This window comes from Hwanghaeella sp. 1Z406, from assembly GCF_048892425.1.
GTDB lineage: Bacteria > Pseudomonadota > Alphaproteobacteria > UBA8366 > Aestuariispiraceae > Pacificispira.
Window position 1 is genome coordinate 263,543 of the sequence record NZ_JBLZHU010000006.1, and the last position, 25,114, is coordinate 288,656.

Annotated in this window: 21 protein-coding genes; 15 read left to right on the forward strand and 6 right to left on the reverse strand. The window is 56.1% G+C overall.

Features of this window, described 5'->3' with window-relative positions; all coding sequences use genetic code 11:
- The first annotated feature begins 35 nt into the window (after positions 1-35).
- The 14 genes from ACOSDR_RS13815 to ACOSDR_RS13880 all read left to right on the forward strand — a co-directional run bounded on the left by ACOSDR_RS13815 (position 36) and on the right by ACOSDR_RS13880 (position 12,631).
- Complete coding sequence (locus ACOSDR_RS13815; protein WP_420724083.1) at positions 36-230, forward strand: YnbE family lipoprotein; 195 nt, start codon at positions 36-38, stop codon at positions 228-230.
- Complete coding sequence (locus ACOSDR_RS13820) at positions 205-600, forward strand: YdbL family protein (protein ID WP_420724084.1); 396 nt, start codon at positions 205-207, stop codon at positions 598-600. The genes ACOSDR_RS13815 and ACOSDR_RS13820 overlap by 26 nt, the downstream gene beginning before the upstream one ends.
- A gap of 91 nt (positions 601-691) precedes the next feature.
- Positions 692-1,621 carry an AAA family ATPase gene (locus ACOSDR_RS13825; RefSeq protein WP_420724085.1) on the forward strand — a complete coding sequence of 310 codons (930 nt, stop codon included), beginning with the start codon at positions 692-694 and terminating at the stop codon, positions 1,619-1,621.
- Positions 1,618-2,877, forward strand: a complete 1,260-nt coding sequence (locus ACOSDR_RS13830) for a vWA domain-containing protein (RefSeq protein WP_420731627.1) — start codon at positions 1,618-1,620, stop codon at positions 2,875-2,877. Before ACOSDR_RS13825 ends, ACOSDR_RS13830 begins: the two co-directional genes overlap by 4 nt.
- Positions 2,874-3,197, forward strand: a complete 324-nt coding sequence (locus ACOSDR_RS13835; RefSeq protein ID WP_420724087.1) for an XdhC family protein — start codon at positions 2,874-2,876, stop codon at positions 3,195-3,197. The genes ACOSDR_RS13830 and ACOSDR_RS13835 overlap by 4 nt, the downstream gene beginning before the upstream one ends.
- Positions 3,198-3,204: 7 nt before the next feature.
- Positions 3,205-3,897: an XdhC family protein gene (locus ACOSDR_RS13840; protein ID WP_420731628.1), complete on the forward strand. Its 693-nt coding sequence runs from the start codon at positions 3,205-3,207 to the stop codon at positions 3,895-3,897.
- Positions 3,897-5,507 (forward strand): NTP transferase domain-containing protein, encoded by a 1,611-nt coding sequence (locus ACOSDR_RS13845; protein ID WP_420731629.1) that lies wholly within the window; start codon positions 3,897-3,899, stop codon positions 5,505-5,507. The genes ACOSDR_RS13840 and ACOSDR_RS13845 overlap by 1 nt, the downstream gene beginning before the upstream one ends.
- 77 nt (positions 5,508-5,584) lie before the next feature.
- A complete protein-coding gene (locus ACOSDR_RS13850) occupies positions 5,585-6,889 on the forward strand; it encodes an NAD(P)/FAD-dependent oxidoreductase (protein WP_420731630.1) in 1,305 nt (434 codons plus the stop codon).
- Between the two features lie 8 nt (positions 6,890-6,897).
- Positions 6,898-7,497, forward strand: a complete 600-nt coding sequence (locus ACOSDR_RS13855) for an NUDIX domain-containing protein (protein WP_420731631.1) — start codon at positions 6,898-6,900, stop codon at positions 7,495-7,497.
- 56 nt (positions 7,498-7,553) lie between these two features.
- Complete coding sequence (locus tag ACOSDR_RS13860; RefSeq protein WP_420731632.1) at positions 7,554-8,555, forward strand: cysteine synthase A; 1,002 nt, start codon at positions 7,554-7,556, stop codon at positions 8,553-8,555.
- Between the two features lie 393 nt (positions 8,556-8,948).
- Positions 8,949-9,665 carry an alanyl-tRNA editing protein gene (locus tag ACOSDR_RS13865; protein ID WP_420731633.1) on the forward strand — a complete coding sequence of 239 codons (717 nt, stop codon included), beginning with the start codon at positions 8,949-8,951 and terminating at the stop codon, positions 9,663-9,665.
- 55 nt (positions 9,666-9,720) lie between these two features.
- Positions 9,721-10,581, forward strand: coding sequence for a 3-mercaptopyruvate sulfurtransferase (sseA, locus tag ACOSDR_RS13870; RefSeq protein WP_420731634.1), 861 nt, complete (start codon positions 9,721-9,723; stop codon positions 10,579-10,581).
- A 9-nt stretch (positions 10,582-10,590) separates the two neighbouring features.
- A complete protein-coding gene (locus ACOSDR_RS13875; protein WP_420731635.1) occupies positions 10,591-11,625 on the forward strand; it encodes a GNAT family acetyltransferase in 1,035 nt (344 codons plus the stop codon).
- A gap of 340 nt (positions 11,626-11,965) precedes the next feature.
- Positions 11,966-12,631 carry a DsbA family oxidoreductase gene (locus ACOSDR_RS13880; RefSeq protein ID WP_420731636.1) on the forward strand — a complete coding sequence of 222 codons (666 nt, stop codon included), beginning with the start codon at positions 11,966-11,968 and terminating at the stop codon, positions 12,629-12,631.
- 34 nt (positions 12,632-12,665) lie between these two features.
- On the opposite strand, the gene dnaE is transcribed toward ACOSDR_RS13880, so the two are convergent.
- From dnaE to ACOSDR_RS13900, 4 genes are all read right to left on the reverse strand, one after another.
- Positions 12,666-16,175, reverse strand: coding sequence for a DNA polymerase III subunit alpha (gene dnaE, locus ACOSDR_RS13885; RefSeq protein ID WP_420731637.1), 3,510 nt, complete (start codon positions 16,173-16,175; stop codon positions 12,666-12,668).
- A gap of 113 nt (positions 16,176-16,288) precedes the next feature.
- Entirely contained in the window at positions 16,289-17,431 is a 1,143-nt protein-coding gene (locus ACOSDR_RS13890) for a glycosyltransferase family 4 protein (protein WP_420731638.1), read from the reverse strand.
- Positions 17,428-19,071 (reverse strand): asparagine synthase-related protein, encoded by a 1,644-nt coding sequence (locus tag ACOSDR_RS13895; RefSeq protein WP_420731639.1) that lies wholly within the window; start codon positions 19,069-19,071, stop codon positions 17,428-17,430. The genes ACOSDR_RS13890 and ACOSDR_RS13895 overlap by 4 nt, the downstream gene beginning before the upstream one ends.
- A gap of 180 nt (positions 19,072-19,251) precedes the next feature.
- Positions 19,252-20,145 (reverse strand): helix-turn-helix domain-containing protein, encoded by an 894-nt coding sequence (locus ACOSDR_RS13900; RefSeq protein WP_420724100.1) that lies wholly within the window; start codon positions 20,143-20,145, stop codon positions 19,252-19,254.
- 176 nt (positions 20,146-20,321) lie between these two features.
- Between ACOSDR_RS13900 and ACOSDR_RS13905 the strand changes: the two genes are divergently transcribed.
- Entirely contained in the window at positions 20,322-21,260 is a 939-nt protein-coding gene (locus tag ACOSDR_RS13905; protein WP_420731640.1) for a fatty acid desaturase, read from the forward strand.
- A 2-nt stretch (positions 21,261-21,262) separates the two neighbouring features.
- Here ACOSDR_RS13905 and mfd read toward each other — a convergent pair whose 3' ends face one another.
- Positions 21,263-24,751, reverse strand: coding sequence for a transcription-repair coupling factor (gene mfd / locus ACOSDR_RS13910; RefSeq protein WP_420731641.1), 3,489 nt, complete (start codon positions 24,749-24,751; stop codon positions 21,263-21,265).
- The gene (locus ACOSDR_RS13915) at positions 24,748-25,041 is read right to left on the reverse strand and encodes a succinate dehydrogenase assembly factor 2 (RefSeq protein ID WP_420731642.1); all 294 of its coding nucleotides are present in this window, start codon (positions 25,039-25,041) and stop codon (positions 24,748-24,750) included. Before ACOSDR_RS13915 ends, mfd begins: the two co-directional genes overlap by 4 nt.
- Positions 25,042-25,114 lie beyond the last annotated feature (73 nt).

Genomic DNA, 25,114 nt, shown 5'->3' on the forward strand with positions numbered 1-25,114 from the left:
GTCACTGCATACGATCGGATAAAAACCCCGTGTTTATGGCCCCCGGAAAATTTGGCCTTGCCGCCGCCCTGCTGAGCGTATCGCTGGCATCGGCCTGCACGCCGACCGTCCAATTGGAGGCTCCGCGTGAGCCAATCACCATTAATCTAAACGTCAAGCTGGACGCCGATGTCCGCTTACGGCTGATCAAAGAGGCGCAAGAAGATGTTAAGCAAAATCCAATATTCTAACGCCCGACCCGCTGCGCTTTGGTCTCGCCGTTCTGCGATGGTTGCCTTCGCTGCCCTGATGTTTGCCGGCACCCTGCTGTTTGCCCAATTGCCAAATGCGCTGGCCGCTGATTCGCTGGACGGTCCGCGATCTGCCGGCACGGTGGGAGAGCGCTATGACGGCTATGCCGTTGTGCGCGAGGGCGCAGGCGGCGATGTTCAACAGCTTGTCGCCTCCATCAATGCCAAGCGCAAAGAATTCTATCAGTCCAAGGCGAATGAGCAGGGCGTGGACATCACGGCAATCCAAGTCATTTATGCCAAGGCCATCTATGACAAAGCCCCCAGCGGCTGGTGGTTCCTGACCGAAAGTGGCTGGGTTCAGAAATAACCCGCACTGCTGTCGGGGCTATCAAATCGGTTGAGGCGTATGCCCGGAACCCTATATCGTAGGGTACTGGTTCTATATTACGTGAGGTTTTATGTCTGGCACCCTTCCCCAATCTGTTGATGAAACACAGAAAATGCTGTCTGACGGGCGCTATGTTGCGGATCGTTCATTGTCGACCGCCCTGTTTTTGTCCTTAAAGCTGCACCGGCCGCTTTTCCTGGAAGGCGAAGCGGGAACTGGAAAGACAGAAATTGCAAAGGTCTTGTCCGAGACATTGGACCGTCCCCTGATACGCCTGCAATGCTATGAAGGGTTGGACATCGCCTCGGCCGTGTATGAATGGAATTATGCCCGCCAGATGATGGAAATTCGCTTATCAGAGGCATCCGGCAGCGGGGATCGCGCCGCGCTGGAGGCTGACTTGTTCTCAGAGCGGTTCCTGATCAAGCGACCTATCCTGCAAGCCCTGGAATCCGCAAAGAAAGGTAAGGCCCCGGTTCTGCTGATTGATGAATTGGATCGTACAGATGAACCTTTCGAGGCATTCCTGTTGGAAGTCCTGTCCGATTTTCAGGTCACCGTCCCGGAATTTGGAACGGTAAAAGCCGAAGAGCCGCCATTGGTGGTGCTGACCTCTAACAGAACCCGTGAAATTCATGACGCGATCAAGCGGCGCTGTTTCTATTATTGGGTCGATTATCCAGACGCCGCGCGGGAATTGGCCATCCTGGCCCTGAAAGCCCCGGAAGCGCCAGAGGCCCTGAGCCGCCAGATCGTCGCCTTTGTTCAGAAAATCCGGACGCTGGACCTGTTCAAACTGCCGGGTGTCGCAGAAACCATCGACTGGGCCCAGGCGCTGACACAGTTGGACCGTCTGGCGCTGGACCCTGATACGATTAACGATACTTTGGGGGCGCTGTTGAAGTATCAGGACGATATCGCCCGCCTGCGTGGATCGGAAGCCGCCCGCATTCTGGAAGAGGCGAAGGTCGAACTCGCTCAGGCGGGCTATGCGGCGTGACGGGTCAGGCGCATCAACCTGCTGCCAATCTGGTCCTGGGCCATGCCAATGGCGGTCGTCTGGCTGAAAACATCATGCATTTCGGGCGCGTGCTGCGGGCTGCGGGCCTGCCCGTGGGCCCGGGGAAAGTGCTGGACGCGATTGAAGCCGTCAGCACCGTTGGCGTCGACAGCCGGACAGATTTCTACTGGACCCTGCATGCCATATTCGTCAATCGCCGCGATCAGCGGGAAATCTTCGATCAGGCTTTTCACTTTTTCTGGAAGAACCCGAACCTGCTGGAAAAGGCTATGGCGATGCTGTTACCCGCGATGAAGGGCGAACAGCAACCGGAAAAGGCGGAAATGTCGACCCGTCTGGCAGAAGCATTGTCAAAGGAACGTCCCCCTGCCCCGGAAAATGATGCGGACGAAGACGAGGATGAAGAATTCGACATTGATGCCAGCCTGACATTCTCCCGCAAGGAAGTCCTGACAGAAAAGGACTTTGAGAAGATGAATACGGCGGAAATGGAGGCCGCCCGCAAGGCGATCACCCGCATGCGATTGGCGTTTAATCCAGTGGCGACACGGCGGTTCTACGCAGACCCCAAGGGGCGGCGGACCGATTTGCGCGCCACCCTGCGCCGGGCCGCCCGAACCGGAGGGGACCTGGCGCAATTGAGCATGCGCAAGCGTCGCCGCCGGGTGCCGCCCCTGGTCATTCTGTGCGACATTTCCGGATCAATGGACCGCTATGCCCGCATGATGCTGCATTTCATCCATGCGCTGACCAATGATCGGGACCGGGTTTCCAGCTTTCTGTTCGGTACCAGACTGACCAACATCACCCGCACCATGCGGCGCAAGGACCCTGATGTCGCCATCGATCAATGTGCTGCGCAGGTGGAGGATTGGGCAGGCGGCACCCGCATCGGCGTCACCCTGGCCGAATTCAACCGCATCTGGTCCCGCCGGGTGATGACACAGGGACCGATCGTACTGCTGATCACAGATGGCCTGGACAGAGATGGCGCAAAAGGTCTGGAAGCAGAAATGGAACGCCTGCATAAATCCTGTCGCCAGTTGATCTGGCTGAACCCGCTGTTGCGCTGGGATGGGTATTCCCCCAAGGCAAGCGGGGCCAAGGCGATGATCCGAAATGTCGACAGCTTCCGCCCCATCCACAATCTGGACTCCCTTGAAAAACTGGCAGATGCTTTAAGCAAGGAAACCCCGGCGCAAAACCTGGCGCGCTGGAAGGAGATGGCGGCATGAGTGATCCAATCGACCCCTTAACCCAGGCCAAGGAATGGCAGGACCGGGGGCTTAAAGTGGCCCTGGCGACGGTTGTGGAGACCTGGGGGTCGTCCCCTCGCCCGGCGGGCAGTCAATTGGTGGTCAATGAAGAGGCTGGCTTCGAAGGCTCCGTATCGGGTGGCTGTATCGAAGGGGCTGTGGTGACCGAAGCGCTGGATATCATGGATAGCGGCGTGCCTAAGCTGATGGAGTTTGGCGTATCGGATGCTATGGCTTGGGAGGTTGGACTGGCTTGCGGCGGCACGGTGCGGGTTTTCGTCGAAAAGCTGGAGGCCTAACGCCGTCATGAAGCGATCCGTCCTGGAACAGGTACAAGCCGCCCGCGATGCCGTTCTGCCAACCGTGCTGATCACCCATCTGGCGGATGGTGCACAGGCATTGATCGTCAAGGGGGAGGTCGTCGCCGGGGATTTAATGCCCGACACCGCGCTGAAGACCGCCGCCGATGACTGTCTGCGCCAGGATAAGTCCCGCACGGTGGATGGATATTTCCTGCAAATCTTTAACCCGCCGCTGCGGCTGATCGTTATTGGCGCGGTGCATATTGCCCAGGCCCTGGTGCCCATGGCGACACTGGCGGGCTATGCGGTGACTGTGATCGATCCGCGCGGTGCCTGGGCCAGTGAGGCCCGGTTCCCCGGCGTTAACGTCATTCAGGACTGGCCGGAAGAGGTCATGATCGCCCAAAAGCCGGACCGCCGCACCGCAATCGTGGCCCTGACCCATGATCCGAAACTGGATGATCCGGCCCTGGCCGTCGCCCTGAAATCAGACGCCTTCTATATTGGCGCATTGGGCAGCAAAAAGACCGCTGCCGCCCGCGCAGAACGACTGCAGCAAAGCGGCAGTGATCCGGATGCCATCGCCGGTATTGACGGACCCATCGGATTAAATATCGGCGCGATTTCCCCGGCTGAGATCGCGGTTTCCATCCTGGCGAAAATGACCCTGGCCCTGCGGGGGCCAAAGGGGGGCTGATGGAATTTGGCCCGGTTCCCTCAAATACAGCGGCAGGCGCCATCCTGGCCCATTCTATCCGGCTGCCAGGGCGTGCCCTGAAAAAGGGGCATTTGCTGACCTCAGATGATGCAGCAGCCCTGCAGCAGGCTGGCATTGAAACGGTCACTGTCTGTCGCCTGGATGCACAGGATGTGGCGGAAGATGCTGCTGCAGACAGCCTGGCAAAGGCTGCAACCGGCCACGGTTTGAACCGCAGTGCCGCCTTTACCGGGCGGGTGAACCTGATTGCGCAACAGGATGGTATTCTGGTTTATGACGCCGCGCAGCTGGATTCGCTGAACCGAGTGGATGAGGGCATAACCTGTGCGGCCCTGCCCCCCTATAGTCGGGTTTCTGCACGTCAGATGGTCGCCACGGCCAAGATTATTCCCTTTGGCGTCCCCAATGCGGCGTTAAAGAGCGCGTGTCCCGAAGCCCCGATCTTTAACATCCAGCCGTTCCAACCCCTTTCCATCGGCCTTATTCAAACCGTCCTGCCCGGCGTGAAACCCAGTGTTCTGGATAAGACCGATCAGATCATGTCGGCACGGGCTGCAAGCCTAGGCGCCACGCAAATCGCGCCGGCCCGCTGTGCCCATGATGAACAAGACCTGACGATCGCCCTGACCGCGATGGTTGCGGAAAATGTTTCGATTATCACCATTGTCGGGGCATCGGCGATTGTTGACCGTCGCGATGTGATCCCAGCCGCAATCTCGCGATGTGGTGGAGAGATCGAGCATTTCGGCATGCCCGTCGATCCGGGCAATCTGCTGCTGCTGGGGCGGATTGGCGAAATTCCTGTCATCGGAGCGCCGGGCTGTGTCCGCTCCCCCAAACCCAATGGTTATGACTGGGTTCTGGAACGATTGGTTGCGGGCGTTCCGGTCGACGGGTCCGGTATCATGGCGATGGGATCTGGTGGGTTTTTGAAGGAAATCCCCGTGCGTCCCCTGCCCCGCGCTGAGGCTGGCGCGAAAAATCCCACCAGCCAATCACCGCGCATTGCGGGCCTGATGCTGGCGGCCGGACAGTCGCGCCGCATGGGCAGCGCCAATAAATTACTGGAAGATTTGGATGGAAAGCCGATGCTGCGCCATTCCCTGGAAGCGCTGTCAGCATCACAGATCGACGGAATCACCGTCGTAACCGGACATCAGGCCGATCGGGTCCGGGCCTCTGTTTCGGACCTAGCGGTATCCTTCGCAGACAGTCCTGCCTATGCCAACGGACTGGCGGAAACAGTGAAGCGCGGTATCGCCGCCCTGCCGGAATCGGTGGATGGGGTTCTGATCTGCCTGGGGGATATGCCCCGGGTGAAGACCGAAACCCTGAACCGCCTGATCGCCGCCTTTGACCCGACAGAAGGGCGTGCGATCTGTGTCCCCGTGCATCAGGGTAAGCGCGGCAATCCGGTCCTTTTTGCACGACGGTTTTTTACCGAGATCATGGACTTATCCGGCGATACCGGGGCGAAGTCGCTGATCGGTGCCTATGAAGATCAGGTCGTAGAGATTGCCGTCGATGACCCCGGTGTATTGTTGGACCTGGACACGCCTGAAGCCCTCAAGATGGCGCAAAATCGTTAGAAAAGTCGCTTGAGACGGGCCCCTTGCCGGTGTCATAGTCGCGCATCTTAAAATCTTCTAGCGAGAATGGGTGCAGTATGGCTGAGCAATTTGATGCGATTGTAATTGGGGCGGGCGTTATCGGGGCCGCTGTTGGATTGGAACTGACCCGCAAGGGATACAAGACCGTTAATATCGATAAGCTGCCTGCGGCAGGATATGGATCAACCTCTGGCTCCTGCGCCATTATTCGCACCTATTATTCCACCGTCGATGGCTCCGCCCTGGCCTATGAGGGGTATTATTACTGGAAGAACTGGCAGGCCTATCTGGGCCTGGATGATGGGGAAGACCTGGCCTATTTCCATGAGACCGGCACCATGGTGATGAAGGTCGAAGAAAACGGCTTTATGAAAAAAGCCATGAGCATCGCCGATGAAATTGGCGTTCCTTACGAGGAATGGACCAATGACGACATCCGCAAGAAAATGCCCCATTACGACCTGAACTGCTTCCATCCGCCCAAGCGACCCGACCAGGATGGTTTTGGGGAACCGACAGGCGGCGACGTCGGTGGGGCGGTCTTCTTCCCCAAGGGCGGCTATATCAACGATCCGCAATTGTCTGCACAGAACATTCGCAAAGCCGCTGAAAAGCTTGGTGGTAACTTTAGGTTCAATGCAGAAATCACTGAAATCAGGAAGAATTCAGACGGTTCGATTGCCGGGGTCACTTTAAAGGATGGCAGCCAGATTGATGCGCCCATCCTGGTCAATGTTGCCGGTCCTCATTCCGCCAAGGTGAATGCCATGGCCGGTGCGCTGGATGATATGAATGTGAAAACCCGCGCTCTGAAACAGGAAGTCACCCATGTCCCAATGCCCGTCGAAGGCTGGTACGAGAATGGGTTTGTCACCTCAGACAGCGACATCGCCTGTTACACCCGACCGGAAAAAGGCAATTTCCTGCTGATCGGGTCGGAAGATCCGCCCTGTGACACCCAGATTGAGGTCGACCCGGACAATTGGGACCGCAACTTCAGTGAACAATGGCGCATTCAGGCCTTGCGGGTGGCACAGCGCATTCCCTCCCTGGGCATTCCAAGCGTTATGAAAGGGATTACAGAGCTCTATGATGTCTCTGACGATTGGATCCCGATCTATGACAAATCCCAGGTGCCCGGGTTCTACATGGCGATTGGATCATCGGGCAATCAGTACAAAAACGCGCCCGTTGCCGGGAAAATGATGGCGGAACTGATCCACAAGGATCAGAACGGTCAGGATCATGACAAGGACCCCGTGATTTTCCACATGGACTATACCAATCGCGATCTGAATCTGGGATTCTTCTCCCGTCGGCGGGAAATCAACAAAGACAGCACCTTCTCTGTGCTGGGTTAAGGGTGACAATGGCGCGGATGGTAGAGCTGATCCTGCGGGAAATCCCCTTCAAGGGCTATTTCCAGGTCAGCCGCTATCATCTGCGCCACACTCAATTCAAAGGCGGCATGGGTCCCCGGATCAGCCGCGAAGTTTTTGAGCGGGGTCACGCCGTCTGTGTCGTCCCCTATGATCCCATACGCGATGAAATAGCCTTGATTGAGCAATTCCGTCCGGGTGCCTATGCGGCAGGAGATCCTGATCCCTGGCTGATCGAGGTCGTGGCGGGCATAATTGATGCGAATGAAACGCTGGAAGATGTTGCGCGACGGGAATCATTGGAAGAAACCGGCCTGACAATCAGCGCATTAGACTACCTGGGCAAACATTACATGACGCCCGGCGGCAGTTCCGAATCTATCGCCATGTATGCCGGTTGTGCTGATTTCACGCGATTGGGTGGTCTGCATGGTATGGCAGATGAAGGCGAAGATATCCGGGTTTTCGCCGTCCCCGCCCGTGAAGCAATCGCCATGGTGCATGACAATCGGATCCGGAATGCGATGACGGCGCTTGCGCTTTTGCTGTTTGAATCCCGGCGTCAGGTCTTGCGTCGAGACTGGCAGTAACCTATTTACCATTCTTCTGAGAGGGTATTTAGGAATTCACACAAAGGATCCGGATAATGACATTCCGCAGCGATTTCACCGATGCCGTGGGCAATACACCGCTGATTAAACTGAAGCGTGCGTCTGAAGAAACAGGCTGCACCATTCTGGGCAAGGCGGAATTTCTCAATCCCGGTGGATCGGTGAAAGATCGTGCAGCGAAATACATCATCCTGGATGCGGAAGAACGCGGCGAATTGGAACCAGGCGGGTTGATTGTCGAAGGAACCGCGGGCAATACGGGCATCGGCCTGGCCAGTGTCGGCAATTCCCGTGGATATCGCACGCTGATCGTGATCCCGGAAACACAGAGCCAGGAAAAGAAAGACGCCCTGCGTCTGCTGGGCGCAGAGCTGGTGGAAAATATCGCCGTTCCTTTCAAGGATCCGCGCAATTATGTTCATACCGCGCAGCGCATTGCCGAAGAACGCAAAGCGACCGAACCGCATGGCGCTATTTATGCCAACCAATGGGATAACCTGTCCAATCGGGAAGCGCATATCCGCTCTACCGGCCCGGAAATCTGGGAACAGACCCAGGGAAAGATCGACGGTTTTTCCTGTGCCATGGGAACTGGCGGCACCCTTGCAGGGATGAGCCTGTTTCTGAAGAGCAAAAACAAGGATATCAAGATCGCTGCCGCCGATCCGATGGGCGCGGCAATGTATAACTGGATAAAGACCGGTGAATTGAAGGCGGAAGACGGCGGCTCCATCGCGGAAGGCATTGGCCAGGGCCGGATCACCGGTAACATCGACGGCGCGGTATTCGATGATGCCTATAAGATCACAGATGCCGAAGCCCTGCCCATTGTTCACCGCCTGTTGAAAGAAGAAGGCCTGTGCATGGGCCTGTCGACCGGCGTGAATATCGCGGGCGCAATCCGCCTGGCAAAGGACCTGGGGCCGGGCCATACCATCGTCACGGTCTTATGTGATTGGGGCCATCGCTATATGGGTAAGGTCTGGAACCCGACTTTCCTGAGCGAAAAAGGTCTCCCCGCGCCGGACTGGCTGTAAGGAAAGGTTGCTCGCCTGACGCCTCTGTGACCCGTCTCTAGCGCGGGGTATCGATCCAACTACCGGCACTCTCACCCTGAGGAGCGAAGCGTCTCGAAGGGTGTGCCCGCTGAAAGCATCTGATTTACAGCCCCTCCTTCGAGACGGCGCGGTGCGCCTCCTCAGGATGAGGGTGGTGCGCAATTGCATACACCCGTCCCGATCTCTTCGCATCCTATGCACCCTCTGCGGTTGATCTTCACCAGTCACCTCAGTCATACTCGTGCCGATGGGTTATCCAGTGCGGGGTAACGCTTCATTTCCGAAATCATCCGCTTTCACGAAAATCAGGGTGGCATTCTCTGGCCCCATGACTAGGCTTGGGAAACAGGTTGATAATATCGGGTGGAAACCATGACGGACCGGACGGAAGAACTTTATCGCGACGATTCCTATCTGAAATCCTGCGACGCCACGGTCGTGGAAATCACGGATCGCGGCGCGCTGGTTCTGGATCGCACGGTCTTTTACTATACAGGCGGCGGACAACCCGGCGACAGCGGCACCTTAACCTTTGACGGCGGGGCCATTCGCATCGGGACAACCATTCAGGCCGATGGGGATATTCTGCATATCCCGGAAGAAGGCCAGACTCTGCCCCCTATTGGCACAAAAGTCGTTGCCGAGATCGATTGGGACCGACGCTATCGGTTGATGAAAATGCACACGGCAATGCATCTGCTATGCGCGCTTGTCCCCTGTGGCGTGACCGGCGGTCAGGTTGGGGAAGACAAAAGCCGCCTGGATTTCGATGTCGGCGAACACACGCTGGACAAGGACGCGCTGACCGCGCAGTTGAATGACCTGATTGCACAGGATCATCCTCTGCAAACACTATGGATCAGCGATACGGAACTGGACGCCAACCCCGAACTGGTGCGCACCATGTCCGTAAAGCCGCCCCGCAATGCCGGACGCATTCGTCTGGTCAAGGTCGGGGAAGCGGTCGATCTGCAACCCTGTGGCGGCACCCATATCGCCCATACCGGGGAAATTGGGCCCCTGCGCATTGGGAAGATTGAGAATAAAGGGGCGAAAAACCGCCGCGTGAACATTCATCTTGAAGCATAAATACGCTAGGACTGTTGCTGCCTTGATGATCCCTAACCATTGAAAGCCATAAATCATGTCACATTTTCCGCTCGTTTCCGCCCAATGGTTGAAGGGTGCCCTGTCCGACCCTGATGTGATTGTTGTGGATGCAACCTATCATCTGCCCACGGTTCAGCGGGATGCGAAGGCAGAGTATCTGGAGCGCCGAATTCCAGGGGCGCGGTTCTTTGATGTTGATGGCGTGTCTGATGCATCGGATCCCCTGCCCCATATGGTTCCCAGCCCGGAGGCCTTTGGCGACATGATGGGGGCACTTGGCATTTCCAATGACAGCCATGTCGTTTGCTATGACAGCTATGGCATATTCTCATCTGCCCGCCCCTGGTGGCTGTTTCGATTGTTCGGCCATGATAAAGTTTCTGTCCTGGATGGCGGTTTGCCTGCCTGGATGGCAATGGGATACGCAACCGAATCCGGCCCTGCCCCAGTCGCTCAGCCAACCCAGTTTACAGCGGACTTCCGCCCGAACCTGTTGCGGCGCGTGGCAGAGGTTCAAGCCAATCTGGACGGCGGGACAGAAGTGGTTTTGGATGCACGGGCTGCCAATCGCTTTAATGGCAGCGCACCAGAACCCAGGCCCGGTACACGATCAGGTCATATTCCGGGTTCGCTGAATCTTCCCTTCTCCAACTTGGTGGATGCCGATACAAAGAAAATGATCAGTGTTCACGGATTGCAATCCGCCTTTGACAAGGCCGGGATCAAGCTGGGGCGCGACAAGGTTGTGACAAGCTGTGGATCGGGTGTGTCCGCCTGTGTTCTGGCACTGGGACTGCATCTTCTGGGTGATGATAGCGCTGCCGTCTATGATGGATCCTGGTCCGAATGGGGCACGCGCAGCGATACCCCCATCACCAATCCATCCGACTCCTGAAGAAGTATCATGAAAACACGACCCTGTACGCTTGCGGATATTCCCCATGTTGTGAACCTGTGGAAGGCCTGTGGCCTGACGCGCCCTTGGAATGATCCCGCGCAGGATATGGAAATGGCGCTGAAACACAGCGCATCGACCGTCCTGATTGGTGAATTCAATGGCGCCATTATCGCCAGTGTTATGGCCGGGTTCGATGGCCATCGGGGCTGGCTGTATTATGTCGCGGTTCGCCCCGACCTTCAGGGCAATGGTTATGGTCGCCAGATCATTACAGAGGGTGAAGACTGGTTGCGCCAGAAGGGCTGTCCAAAAATCCTGCTGATCATCCGGGCAGACAATAAAAAGGTTATCGATCTCTATGCCTCCCTGGATTACGTCCAGGAACCACGCGCGATGATGTCGAAATGGCTGATTGAGCCCCCCGCCCAGAATCCGGAGGCTGCCCCGTCGCGCAAGCTGGATGTGACAATCACTTATCTGGAAATGACTCAGGCACCGCAACGCCCGCCTCGGCCAGCCCCGGTAACCCCCAAGCCACTGTCATTACAGCGCGTGCACAATCCAACCGTATCCTTCTATCGCTATTTACAGCACACGGTGGGCGATCCATGGCTGTGGTGGGAACGCCGCGTGATGCCTGATGAAGCCATCGCCGAGATTGTCCAGGACCCAAAGGTTGAACTGTATGTGTTGACCATGGGCGGAGTTCCGGCCGGCTTTGTCGAATTGGACTTTCGCGCCATGCCAGACAAGGCAGAAGTTGCTTATTTCGGGCTCCTGCCCGAGTTTATCGGCCACGGGCTGGGGCCTTACCTGTTGGAATGGGGCATTGATTGCGCCTGGAACCGCAATCCCGCGCCAAAGCGCCTGACGGTCAATACCTGCACGCTGGATCATCCAAAAGCACTCAGCGGGTATCAGCGCGCCGGGTTTGAGGTGGTGGATCAAATTCATATACAAACCTCAGATCCGGTCGCCAAAGGCCACATCCCCAAATCCGTCCGCATCCTAAGCCCTGGATACCCACCTTCGCGGGAATAACGGGGGTGATTGCCTTTGCAACACCTGCGTTTCTCCGCGCCTTTTGGGTTCCCTTTCCATCGTCACCCCGGTCCTGATCCGGGGTCCAGGGCGGCAGGCGCTACTGCCTGAATAGCCGCCTTCGCGGTTCACAAATCGTCAAATTCTCATCCTGAGGAGGCGCGACAGCGCCGTCTCGAAGGATGCTCTGTAAGTACGGTGCTTACAGTGGGCGCCCCCTTCGAGACGCTACGCTCCTCAGGGTGAGGGTGCAGTTATAGACGACAGGCGCAATTGGTCCTGGACGGTGCCCTCTATTTCGTTACTAGAATCTGCCGCCTGATTTGCTTATAGTGATGGCATGATAACAATTGATGTCTTTTCCGACCCAATCTGTCCCTGGTGCTATATCGGAAAGAAGCGCCTGGATCAGGCTTTGGCTGCGCGGCCGGACCTGCCCATTGCTGTACGCTGGCGCGCGTTTCAGCTTAATCCGGATATGCCGCGTGACGGAATGGATCGACAATCCTATCTGTCTGCTAAATTTGGCGGTGCGGATCGCGCATCCGAAGTCTATGGGCAAATTCAGCGCGTTGGCGCCCAGGTTGGTATCGATTTTCAATTCGATAAGATCCCGCGCACGCCCAGCACCCTGAATGCCCATCGGCTGATTCGTTATGCTCAACGCCCCGGCGTGGAGAAGGCTGATGGCCTGATGCCTGCCCTGTTTCAGGCCTATTTCATAGATGGCAAGGATATCGGGGATGTTGCCGTCCTGTTGGATATCGCCCAAGCCGTCGGCCTGGACCGACCTGCCGTGCAGGAATATCTGAACAGCCGGGAAGACGAGGATGAAGTTCAGGCCGAAGACGTGTTCGCCCGACGCCTTGGCATTGGCGGCGTGCCCTGCTTTATCATCGACGGAAAATACGCCCTGTCCGGCGCTCAGGAACCCGAAGCCTTCCTGCCCCTGCTGGACATGGCGGTTCAGGAACAAACCGCCGGTCAGAGTTCAGTTGAGGGTTGAGCCACAATAATTTGATATTATTAAAAATATCTATTTACAAATCCTGTACATCAACAATGCCTGCGATGGATTTGATCGCCTGGCGGAAGGCAGCATTTACCTGATAGGGCTTGTCCAGGGTGAAATCGACATCGCCTTCTTCTGTGTTTAAGGCGCGGATTTCGATGCGGCCACGACCGGGCTTGGCATGCCCCTCAAACACTTTGCGCAGGGCCTCAATCGGATCGGGCGTATCCAGTACAATGCGCATGCCTTTGGCGGCCTGGGCTGCTTCCTCGTCCAGGGATTTGACGGAACTGGCGGTCAGGCGCAATTCAGCATCCGCGCCCTCCCCCTTTTTATCGATATTCACCGTGACCATCAGGGGCTGGCCAGAATCCAGCAACTCCCGCGCTGTGCCCAAGGTTTCCTGGAACATCGTGACTTCAAAGTTACCGCTGGCGTCAGACATGCTGACAAAAGCCATTTTGGAGCCGCGCTTGGTCGTCATAATCCGTTTCGCACCCACCAAACCTGCCAGCTTCACCCCTTGAGAAACACGCACCCGGCCAGCCTGAACATCCGCCCATTGGCTGATCCCCAGTTTACCAAATGTCGCAGCATAGGCTTCCAAAGGGTGGGACGACATGTAAAAGCCAATCGCGTCCAGTTCAAAGGCCAGCTTCTCTGTAGGACCCCATTCCGGCACGTTGGATAGTTTCGGGCGGTTTATGGTGGTCATTTCACCGCCAAACAATCCCGCCTGGGCGCTGACTTTATCGGCCTGCACCGCCGATCCATGACCCAATACACTCTCCAAGCTCTCGACGAGCCGACGGCGATTGCCATCCAGACTGTCAAAAGCCCCCGCCTTGATCAGGTTTTCAACGGACCGCTTGTTCAGCGCCTTGGGTTCTACCCGTTCCGCGAAATCAAAGACATCCTTGAACGGCCCGCCCTCTTCCCGGGCGCGAATGACCCCTTCCATTGCGCCAGCCCCAACGTTTTTCAACGCCGCCAGGGCATAACGCACGCAACGCACCCCCTCCTCTGTTGTTTCCACAGAGAAATCGACGGCTGATTTGTTCACATCTGGCGGCAACAGACCGATTTCCAGTCGCGCGATCTCTTCCCGGAAGACATTCAGCTTATCGGTATTGTGCATATCCAGCGTCATGGACGCGGCCATAAACTCAACCGGATAATTCGCCTTCAACCAGGCCGTCTGATAGGCGACCAGCGCATAGGCGGCGGCGTGGGACTTGTTGAACCCGTATCCAGCGAAAGCATTGATCAAGTCAAAGATTTCATTGGCTTTCGGGGCATCAACATCGGAATGCTCCTTCGCGCCGGAAACAAATAAGGCGCGCTGTTCGTCCATTTCCGACTGAATCTTCTTCCCCATCGCCCGGCGCAGCAAATCAGCGCCGCCCAGCGTATAGCCAGACAGAACCTGGGCCATCTGCATGACCTGTTCCTGATAGATCGGAATACCAAAGGTTTCGGCCAGAACCGGTTCCAGCTTCGGATGCGGATATTTCGGTTTCTCCTGACCATGCTTGCGGCGGATATAGGTGGGGATATTCTCCATCGGGCCCGGTCGATACAGGGCCACAACGGCGATCAGATCTTCCAGCCTATCAGGCTTCAGGGTTTTCAGGACATCGCGCATGCCAGAACTTTCCAACTGGAACACGCCCGTTGAGATGCCCTTGCACAGCATTTCATAGCTTTTCGGGTCATCCAGCGGGATTTTAGCGATATCCAAAGGCTCAGTGCGGTCTGGGCGCTGATCAATCAACTTGCGGGCCTTGTCGATGACCGTCAGGGTTTTCAGGCCCAAAAAGTCAAACTTCACCAATCCAGCCTGTTCAACATATTTCATGTTGAACTGCGTGACGGGGATTTCCGACCGGGGATCACGATACAGCGCGACCAACTCATCCAGGGGACGATCCCCAATCACCACCCCAGCAGCATGGGTTGAGGCATGGCGATACAGGCCTTCCAGGGCCTTTGCCATCTTCACCAGCCGCGCGACGGCCTCATCCTCATAGATCTGGGCCTGCAACAGGGGTTCCCCCTCGATTGCCTGACTCAGGGTGACTGGATTGGCCGGATTGTTCGGCACCAACTTACAGATGCGGTCGACCTGACCATAGGGCATTTGCAGCACCCGCCCGACATCGCGCAGCACAGCGCGGGCCTGCAATTTACCGAAGGTTATGATCTGCGCGACCTTGTCCGCGCCATATTCCTTTTGAACATACGAGATCACTTCGTCGCGGCGGTCCTGACAGAAATCGATATCAAAGTCAGGCATGGAGACACGTTCGGGATTCAAGAACCGTTCGAACAGCAGATTATAGCGCAGCGGGTCCAAATCCGTGATGGTCAGCGCCCAGGCAACGACCGACCCCGCCCCGGACCCACGGCCCGGCCCAACCGGTATTTCCTGTGCCTTGGTCCATTGGATAAAATCCGCAACGATCAGGAAGTAGCCAGGGAATCCCATCTGGCCAATCACGCCCAGTTCGAAATCCAGGCGCTCTTCATAAGGTTTGGCTGTAGCGATGCGCGAAGCCTCATCCATGTCCAGTGTAAAGACTTCCTCTTCCAGCCGGACCTTAAGGCCTGCGACAGAAAGGTCCCGCAATGCCTCTTCCGCCGTGCGATCGCCGCGCTTGGTATATTCCGGCAGCAGTGGCTTGATCTTTTCAGGCATATAGGCGCAACGCTGAGCAATAATGACCGTGTTATCAACCGCTTCCGGCAGATCTGAAAACAGGGCGCGCATTTCGTCCGCACTTTTCAGACGGTGATGGGCGGTCAGTTTGCGGCGGTTCGGGTCGGTGATGACGGTCCCTTGGGCAATGCATAATAAGGCGTCATGGGCCTCGAACATTTCCTCTTTCGGGAAATAACAGTCATTTGTGGCAACCAGCGGCAAATCATGACGATAGGCCAGATCAATCAGTTCCGGTTCGATCCTGTCTTCTTCGACCAGATGATGGCGCATGATTTCAACATACAGACGTCCTGGAAAGATTGCCGCCAATCTAATCAGGCATTCCTCAGCCGCCGCCGATTGCCCATCCCCCAGCAAACGACCAACCGGCCCATCCGGCCCCCCAGTCAGAAAGATTAACCCCTGAGAATGGGCTTCCAGGTCGGGGATGCCAATTTGGGGCGTCTCGCCAGGCGTGGTTTTCAGATACGCTGCGCTGACCAGCTTCATCAGGTTCAGATAGCCACTCTCATCCTGTGCCAGCAGCACGATCTTGTCAGGGGGTGGGCGAATGCCCCCTTGCAGGCCGGTTCCGGCACCTTCCCGCTCTTCCTGTCTCAGGCTCAACTGCACGCCTGCAATCGGCTGTACGCCCGCAGCGGAGGCTGCCTGGGCAAATTCCAGGCCGCCGAACATATTGTTGGTATCGGTGATCGCCACGGCAGGCATTTTCTGCTCCGCACACAGCTTCACCAAATCTTTAACACGGATTGCCCCCTCCGCCAGAGAATAGGCGGAATGGACACGCAAATGAACGAATTGAGCATGATCTGTCATACCCACAGTGTAGAAATGATTCTCCCCCTGTCATGAGGAACCGTCGTGAACGAAGCGGATTTATTGGGGGTAAGCCGGGGGATAACTTCAGGTTTGGGTCGAAATGATCGACGTCACGACTCCTCAGAGGTCAATGCGGTGAAAACCTTCATGACCCGATCAACCTGTTGTTTGCCGGAAAACATCTCTTCCCCTTTGCGGGTCGCGCAATCGGATATTTCCTGCCACTTTTCCGCATTGGTGGCCAAATCAATCATGGTTGATGCGATCTGTGAGGCATCGAAGTCCGCGAACAAATATCCCGTTTTCTGATGCTCAATCACAGCATTCGTAGTCCCCGTCGCCAGGGCAGGAATGCCAGAGCGTGTCGCCTCAATAACATCGCGGCCCCAGGGGTCATTCCACCGTGATACGCGCAAAAGACACAGAGCAGACTGAAGCTCCCGTTCGGGGTGCGGTGTGTGTCCCTTAAACTCAATTCTATCGGTCAATCCACGCGCCTTGACCTGGTCTCTTAGATCTTCCAGAAAATTGGTTCCACTTCGGGCCGATCCGAAGACAGCAATGCGAAGCTGCGGCATAGCCTTTTGATTTTCCAGTTCCGCTGCCACATCGATCAGCCGATCTGCCCCTTTTTCATAATCTATATTGCCAAGGTAGACGGCTACAGGGTCTTTCGGGAATGTTGGCTTTTGGGGTGGGGCTGCCGCGATATTCCAAATGACGTCCCCTGAGACGTGCGCATGACGCAAAAATGCGTCGCGTTCTTCTGGAGAAATATAAAACATGTGGGAGACCAAACCGGCCAAAGTTCGTGCCTCCCAACGGCCCCATAGATTCGATGGAATTCTGGTTCTGGAATGCCCAACAATTGGAAGATCCAGCTGTCGCCGCAACTGGGTGCCCAGCAAGAACAGACCCTCATAGTTCAAATGGACGATCTGTGCCCGATGCTCGACCGTTGCCTGGACTATTTTCTGAACGGCCTTGCGCAGCTTCAGTAGTCGTGGCGCCGTGACCGCGAATATCTTCCAGTTGTTTCGATCCCGTGGCGCGAATGAATAGATCTCAGGGACATGAATTGCCTTGATCCCGATATCTTCATAGCGCTGCTGGATTGGCCCCTTTGTACGACAGATGACCAGGGGACAAACCTTGTCACGATCAAGGCGACTGACCAATTCAAAAAGGCTGCGAGAGGAGCCACCAAAACCGCCTTCGATATCAATATGAACGGAACGTATCGGTGCCGTCACTGTATCTCTCCCCTCCAGGAGAGTCCCTTTTTGTTCAGGTACTTCTCCGTATGCCATGACACCATGTGACGTGCACCCCGACGATCTTTTGCCACTGTTGAATACGGTACAACAGCTTGTGCTTGGAGCGGTTCCATCCAATAGGTAAGATACCGTTTCTCAAATTTATGCCACTGTTTCGCGCCGACCGGTGCATGGGCCACTTTAAGAAGAAAGCGCGGTACTCTGATCCATGAAGGCGCCGTTTTTTGAGGGAAATGATAGGATGGGTCGCCCCACACATTGCCCCAATTATTCTTCAACAGCATTGCCTTATACAGTGATTGGTTTGCCTTGAACCGGTAGGGCATTCCCTGCCAGAAATTAAGATACTCCGTATCCCATAGAGGCAGTCGCCAATCATACCCCGCATAGTCATATATCCGCTGTCCAGAAATCACATATTTGCTTTGCCGGTTTACCAGTTCAAGAAACTCATAAACACCATGCAATCCTCTGGTTTCTAGGGGAAGACCTTGCGCCTGATCTTGAAGGCGCGTCCGGATTTGCGCGTTGAAACCGTCCTGATCCAAATCTTCCCACAACCGATAATGCTTTTGGATCTGCGACTGTATAACGAGGTCGAGATTCTGGTCTTTGGTGGCGTCTGGGGCGAGATGACCAAATACTTTGGGAATATGCCCACCGGAGATGAAATCTCCAGAATTGCCATTCACGATCACCCCGTCTTTTGAAAGATACCCCTGCTCTTCCAACGCGCGAATGGCTGGGAGGTCCTGCTCAAAAGGGACATTAGTGCCAGTATCGGCATGCTGCAGATAGTTTGCGTGATCTTCAGAGGCAAAAAATGCGCGCATTTTAGGGATGGTGTAAGGAACAAACCGCCAGGAATAGCCAAGATCACGGGAAATCTTCTCCCCCGCCTGGGCTTCATGATTGCCCGGTATCCCATAGGAAAAGCACTTAACATTCTCAACGCCCAGATGCCGCAATCCAGATACGATCAATCGCGAGTCCAGGCCAGCGCTAAGAGGAACGAAAATTGGGCGCCCATCGACGGAGCGTGCAAGCTTTTCCAGAATGGAAAGCGTGGTCCGGGTTAATGTCTCTAAAGCATCCTCTTGGGAGACTTCGACAACATCCCACGCAGAATATCTGTTATATTGGATGATATGGTCCTGGCCGTCAGGCTTAAGGATCACGGCTTGCCCTGGGGTTAATGTCTTAAGCGGCTGATACAAGGTATCGCTTCCGATCGTGTATCCAGACATTGCAAGCGCCCGCGCGGCATCCGGATTACGATCCTCATTCCCCCATTTGAATCGGTCAATTAAGGCATTGGCGTTGTCTGAAATGACCCATCGATGACCGTCCCACGCGTAAAACATCGGAATTGATCGAACGCGGTCTACCGCGACAAACGCGGTCTCATCAGAAATTGAAACAAGCGCAAAATGACCGTCTATGGATTGAACGAGATCGCCAAAAGACTTTTCGGTCAGGGAGCCAATCCGGGCCACCTGATTTCTTACCATTGCTTTATTAAATAGATAGCCGCGTACCTGCATCGGCAACGCTGATCCGAATTCGTTAGAGCGCCACAAATCCGGGGCGCACAAGCATAGATCAGGAGCTTTCATAGAGCGACCTTATCCATTAGAAACCTCTAATGCTGGCAAGAGTTTGGACATGCAAAAAGTTAGAGAGGGGTACAACACAAAGCGCGTCTAGTAAATGCCAATTAGATTTCGACATCGATAACCCGCAGACCAAAAAATATTTAAATTCAATTACATAAACTGGTCAAGTTTGAGGTCGTATTAAGGCTCCTCACATTCCGCCATCAAGCTGCGGATGTAACCCGGCATTTCGTGGGCTTGTACCTTGGCCGCACGAACCAGGGAGTCGAAGTGGTCGGACAGGGTTCGGATATGTTCGCGTGTATTGAACACGAAATACATCTGGCCCAAAAAGATTGCCGCACGTCGGGGGCCGAACACCGTATAGGGGACCGCGTACACCTTGCGCCCGTCGAACAGGAACAGACGTACACGGGGATACAGCTCACTGAGCAAGGACGCCATATACTCCAATTGCTCCAACCGAACGCTTTTCGGAAATTCGTCCCAGACCCCCTGTCCCCGCGCAAAAGTGCGCAAAACCTGCCAGGACAGACAAATTTCCATCTCCATTTCCGGGATGCGCGATAGGGCCAATCGGTTCTGGATAGACGACTTCGCTTCCTCCGTCGATTTCGCCTGATAGGTGGCGTATTCCAGGGCCAGAACCGCATCCGTTTTAACCAGATCCGGCAGCGAGGACGGCACATAGCGCACCTTATATCCCACCGCATCGGTATGCCATTGTTCCAGCAATTTATCTGATCCGGCAAAGGTGTCGGGCCGCGCGATTTCAATGGATTCCCGCAGGATTGCCGCCCCCTGTCCCGGTTCTTCCGCCAGCCCCAGCAGCCAGTCCGTGCTGACCTGCAGGGCAACTGCCATGGCAGCCACCGTATCGGCGCGCGGCAGGCGGTCCGCGCTGCGCGACAGCAATTGCGACAGGGTGGATCGATCCACCCCGATCGCGCGGGCCAGACCCGACTGATTAATCCCGACATCCGCCATCGCGCTTTCCAGACGCTTGCGGAAAGAAGACACCGTTTCTCGCCGATCCAGGTTACGCCCGGTCAGATAATCGGTTGCTTTATACATATATACCTTTGTTTATAAAAATCACCATTAACCAGTAAATATAAACATACGCTCTATATTGATGACAAGTATATCGTTTTCAAAACATGAAAATCACGAGACTGTGTTCCCGCACTGCACAATTCCTTTCGGCTTCAACAACACGCACAAGTTCAACAACACGCACAAGGATGTATATGGCCTCCCTGGCAGGAACCCCTCCAAATCTCGCCCCCAGCCCGGTTCAATCCCGTGGTCGCTCAACCCTGGCAGAATGGCCAACATGGTTGGTCTGGGGTGGCGTTTATGGTGGTTTCTTTGCGGTAACAGCCTTCTGGACTCAAATCAGCCCGTGGATCACAATTCCAGCCCTGGCCTATCTGATCTGTTGGAATGGTCATTTGATGCATGAAGTGCTGCACGGTCACCCGACCCGCAGCAACCTTATCAACCGTTTGTTGATTCTGCCCAATCTGATCGCATGGATGCCCTATGAAATCTATCGCGACAGCCATATTGCGCATCATGAGACGGATCATCTGAGCCACCCGAATTTGGATCCGGAAAGCTATTACATCGCGCCGGAACAATGGGCGCGGACGCCCGGTTTCATGCAGGCCTTATTGCGCGCCAATAACAGCCTGATCGGGCGCATGGTGATTGGTCCCATCGTTATGGTCAGCCGTTTCTGGTTGTCGGAAATCCGCCGCTTTGCCTCTGGGGATACCCGCTATATCGGGGCATGGATCATCCTGATAATCAACAATCTGGCCCTGGCCTATTGGCTGTTTGATATCTGTGCCCTGCCGGTCTGGCAGGTGGCGCTTGGCCTTTATGGTGGTTTGGCCCTGGGTACAGTGCGATCCTTCACGGAACACCGGCCAGCCGACAATCAGGATGCGCGCTGTGCCATCGTAGAATCCGGCCCGATGATGCAGTTGTTATTCCTGAACAATAATTTCCATATCGTTCACCACACGCACCCATCCCTGCCCTGGTACGAGATCCCTGGCACCTATTATCGCAATCGGGACTATTGGATTGCCAAGACACAGGGTCATTGGTTCAGCACCTATTGGGATGTCCTGCGCCGCTGTGCCTTCACCGCGAAAGACAGCCCGCAGTTTCCAGACTAGGGCTAGGCGACGACGCGGGCCAACGCTTCCGCAATCTTGCGCACACCTGACAGACGCCTTTCAGAATCACTCCACGCCCGCATGATCACCATTTTATGGTCCGGCCGCAATTTCGCTACCCCCGCCATCTTCTGAATAAAGCCGATCAGGCCACCGGGATTGGCAAAATCATCATTGCGGAACGAAATCAGTGCGCCTTTTGGCCCGGCATCCACCTTTGAAATTCCCGCCGCCTTACACGCCTGCTTTATCGCCACAATCTGCAACAGATTGGCAACTTCCTCCGGCATGGGACCAAAGCGGTCCACCATCTCGACAGCAAAGCGATCAATTTCCCGCGAATCCTTCAAATCGGACAGTCGGCGATACAGGCCCAGGCGCACCGACAGGTCCGGCACATATTTCTCTGGGATCAGCACGGCGATTCCGACATTGATGGTCGGTGTCCAGGTTTCTTCAATCTCTTCTGCAGCGACATGATCGCGGGCGGCGGCGACGGCCTCTTCCAGCATCCGCTGGTACAGTTCCACCCCGACTTCCTTGATATGGCCGGATTGTTCTTCGCCCACCAGATTACCGGCGCCACGAATATCCAGGTCATGACTGGCCAATGTGAAGCCCGCCCCCAGACTGTCCAGCGTTTGCATAACATCCAGGCGCTTGCGGGCGGTTTCGGTCAGGACCTTGCCCGGCGGCAGGGTCAGATAGCAATAAGCCCGCTGTTTGCCGCGCCCGATGCGCCCGCGCAATTGATACAACTGAGCCAATCCAAACATATCGGCCCGGTGAATGATCATCGTGTTGGCATTGGGAATGTCCAGGCCGCTTTCCACGATATTGGTGGACAGCAGGATATCATATTTCCCGCCAACGAAGTCTGTCATGACCTCTTCCAATTCGCGCGCGGCCATGCGGCCATGAGCCATAGCGACATTGGAATCAGGTGATAATTCGCGAATACGCTCCCGCACACGGTCCATATCGGCCAGCCTTGGGCAGACATGGAATATCTGACCGCCGCGATATCGTTCTCTGCGGATGGCTTCCCTCAGGACAACGGGATCATAGGGCAGAACGAAGGTTCGAACCGCCAGGCGATCCACCGGTGGGCTGGCGATGATCGACATCTCGCGCACCCCGGCCAGGGCCATCTGCAAGGTCCGCGGGATTGGCGTCGCGGTCAGTGTCAGCACATGAACATTGGCGCGCAATTGCTTCATGCGTTCCTTCTGCTGAACGCCGAAATGCTGTTCCTCATCAACGATCAACAGGCCCAGATCACGGATTTTGATGGATTTCGCCAACAGGGCATGGGTGCCAACGACAATATCGATTGTGCCATCGGCCAGACCTTCCTTTACGCCCTCCGCCTCTTTTCCCGTCACAAGGCGGGACAATTGGCGCACCCGTACCGGCAATCCTTCAAAGCGTTCTTTGAAATTGCGGAAATGCTGACGGGCCAAAAGGGTCGTGGGGACGACGACAGCGACCTGTTTGCCGGACAGGGCGACCAGGAAGGCGGCACGCAGCCCGACCTCTGTTTTGCCAAACCCGACATCCCCACAGACCAGCCGATCCATTGGCTTGCCGGACCCCAGATCCTCAAACACATCCTGAATGGCGCGCAACTGGTCTTCGGTTTCGGTGAAGGGGAAGCGCGCACAGAACTCATCATACGCCCCTTCCTGCGGGACAACAGGATCGCCCTTGCGCAAGGCCCGCTCCGCCGCGATCTTCATCAGCGACTCGGCGATTTCCCGAACCCGTTCCTTCAGCCGCGCCTTGCGGGCCTGCCAGGCGGCCCCGCCCAGCTTGTCCAATTGAACACCTGAATCCTCTGAGCCATAGCGCGACAGCACTTCCAGATTCTCGACCGGCAGGAACAGACGATCATCGCCCGCATACAGAATGCGCAGGCAATCATGGGGCGCGCCATCAACACGCAGCGTCTCCAGCCCGTCATAACGCCCGATGCCATGTTCGACATGGACGACCAGATCCCCGGCCTCAATGGCCGACAGCTCGGAGATGAATTCCTCCCCCTTACGGCGGCGGCGGGCCGGACGGGCCAGACGTTCCCCCAGAATATCAGGTTCGCTGAGCACCTGAACCGTATCCGTTTCAAAGCCCGCATCCAGTGGCATCAAGCCAATCGCGGCCTTTCCAGGGGACAGAGTTTCTAAATCCGACCAGCTTTTCGCATCACTCAGGTCGGCAACGCCCCCTTCGCGGATCAACAGTTTCAGGCGTTCCCGCGCGCCCTCCCCCGATGCTGCAATCAGGGTGCGCTTTGTTGTCGCCTCGGCAATACGTTGGGCGACAGCCTCAAACAAATCGATATCGGGCGATTTTCGGGCAACGGCAAAATCCGGCACCCTTTTGCCAGCGGCATCCAGCGTTGCCTCCTGCCCGGTATCCGGTTTCGGGTAGGGATTGAAGGTAAAAACCTGTGCCAGACCCAACCGCTCCCCCCAGCCATGCTGTGTGAAATACAGCATATCTGGCGGGATCGGCTTATAGGGGGCCGCCCCCTCCTCATCCGGGCTGCGGCGCTTGGATCGGATGGATTCCTCTTCCTTGCGCGCGGCATAGTGATCGCGAATCGTCTCAATCCGCGCCTCGATTGCCTCTTCCCCCTGGGCATCCAGAAATATCGGGGAATCGGGCAGCCAGTCCGGAATGGTCTCCATATGATCGTGGAACAGTGGCAGCCAATGTTCGACGCCGGGGGACCTGCGCCCTTCGCTCACTGCATCGAACATCAGATCGCCACTGGCATCGCCGCCAAACAACATGCGATAGGCCTGGCGAAAGCGATCAATATGCTCCCGGTCCAGCATGATTTCGCTGACCGGGCGCAGAATCATCTGGGTCGCCTCGCCCAATGTGCGTTGATTCATGGCATCGAACCGACGGATCGTCTCTAACTCATCCCCAAAGAAATCAAGGCGCAGCGGATCAGCCTCTCCCGGTGGGAAGACATCCACAATCCCGCCCCGGATCGCATATTCACCGGGTTCGCGAACCGTCGTTGCGCGGCGATAGCCGTTGCGTTCGTAAAAGGCCTGCATCGTCTCAACCGGAAATCGGGTGCCCGGTTTTGCCACCAGGGTGGCGTCCCGGAAGGATTTTGCAGGCGGGACCTTCTGTAAGACAGACGCAATTGTGGTCAGAACAACCGTTGCCCCCTGTCTCCCTGCCGCCAGAGCGGACAGGGCCTCCAGCCGCCCCGCAACGCTTTGTGCATTGGGCGATACCCGATCATATGGCAGGCAATCCCAGGCAGGCAGCAGAATTTGCGGCAGGTCCGGTGCAATAAAGCTCAGTCGATCCGCAGCCGCCCGCATACGGGTCTCATCCCGCATCACAACCAGGATCGGCTTTTCAAATTCAGTGGCGGCCTGGGCCAGGATCAGCGTATCGACACCTTCCGGCGCGCCCGCAATCTCCGTCTTGCCCAGCCCCTCCAGGAAGGGACGAAATGATATCAAGGGGACCCCAATGGATCTTTGGCGAATTGAAAAATATCCTGGAAAATAGGACCATTAACCTGTGGCGGAATTTCAGCCCCATGCACCAGCATGGAATAGAAGACCTGATCGGGGATGTGCAGCAGCGCTTCGAACACATCCAATTGCTCATCCTGATATTGATCCAGGCGTTTATCCGCAAAGTTTCCCAGGATGATATCCATTTCCTTCATCCCGCGATGCCAGGCGCGAAACCGCAATTTCTTGCGGCGGATATCAGCGGGAATTTTGTTATCATTCATGGAAAGCATGGCAAGGTCCCAACTCTTGGACAACGGTTTGGCTGCGGTCAGCCCGATAGGACTTAGCGCATGGCTGAGGCTT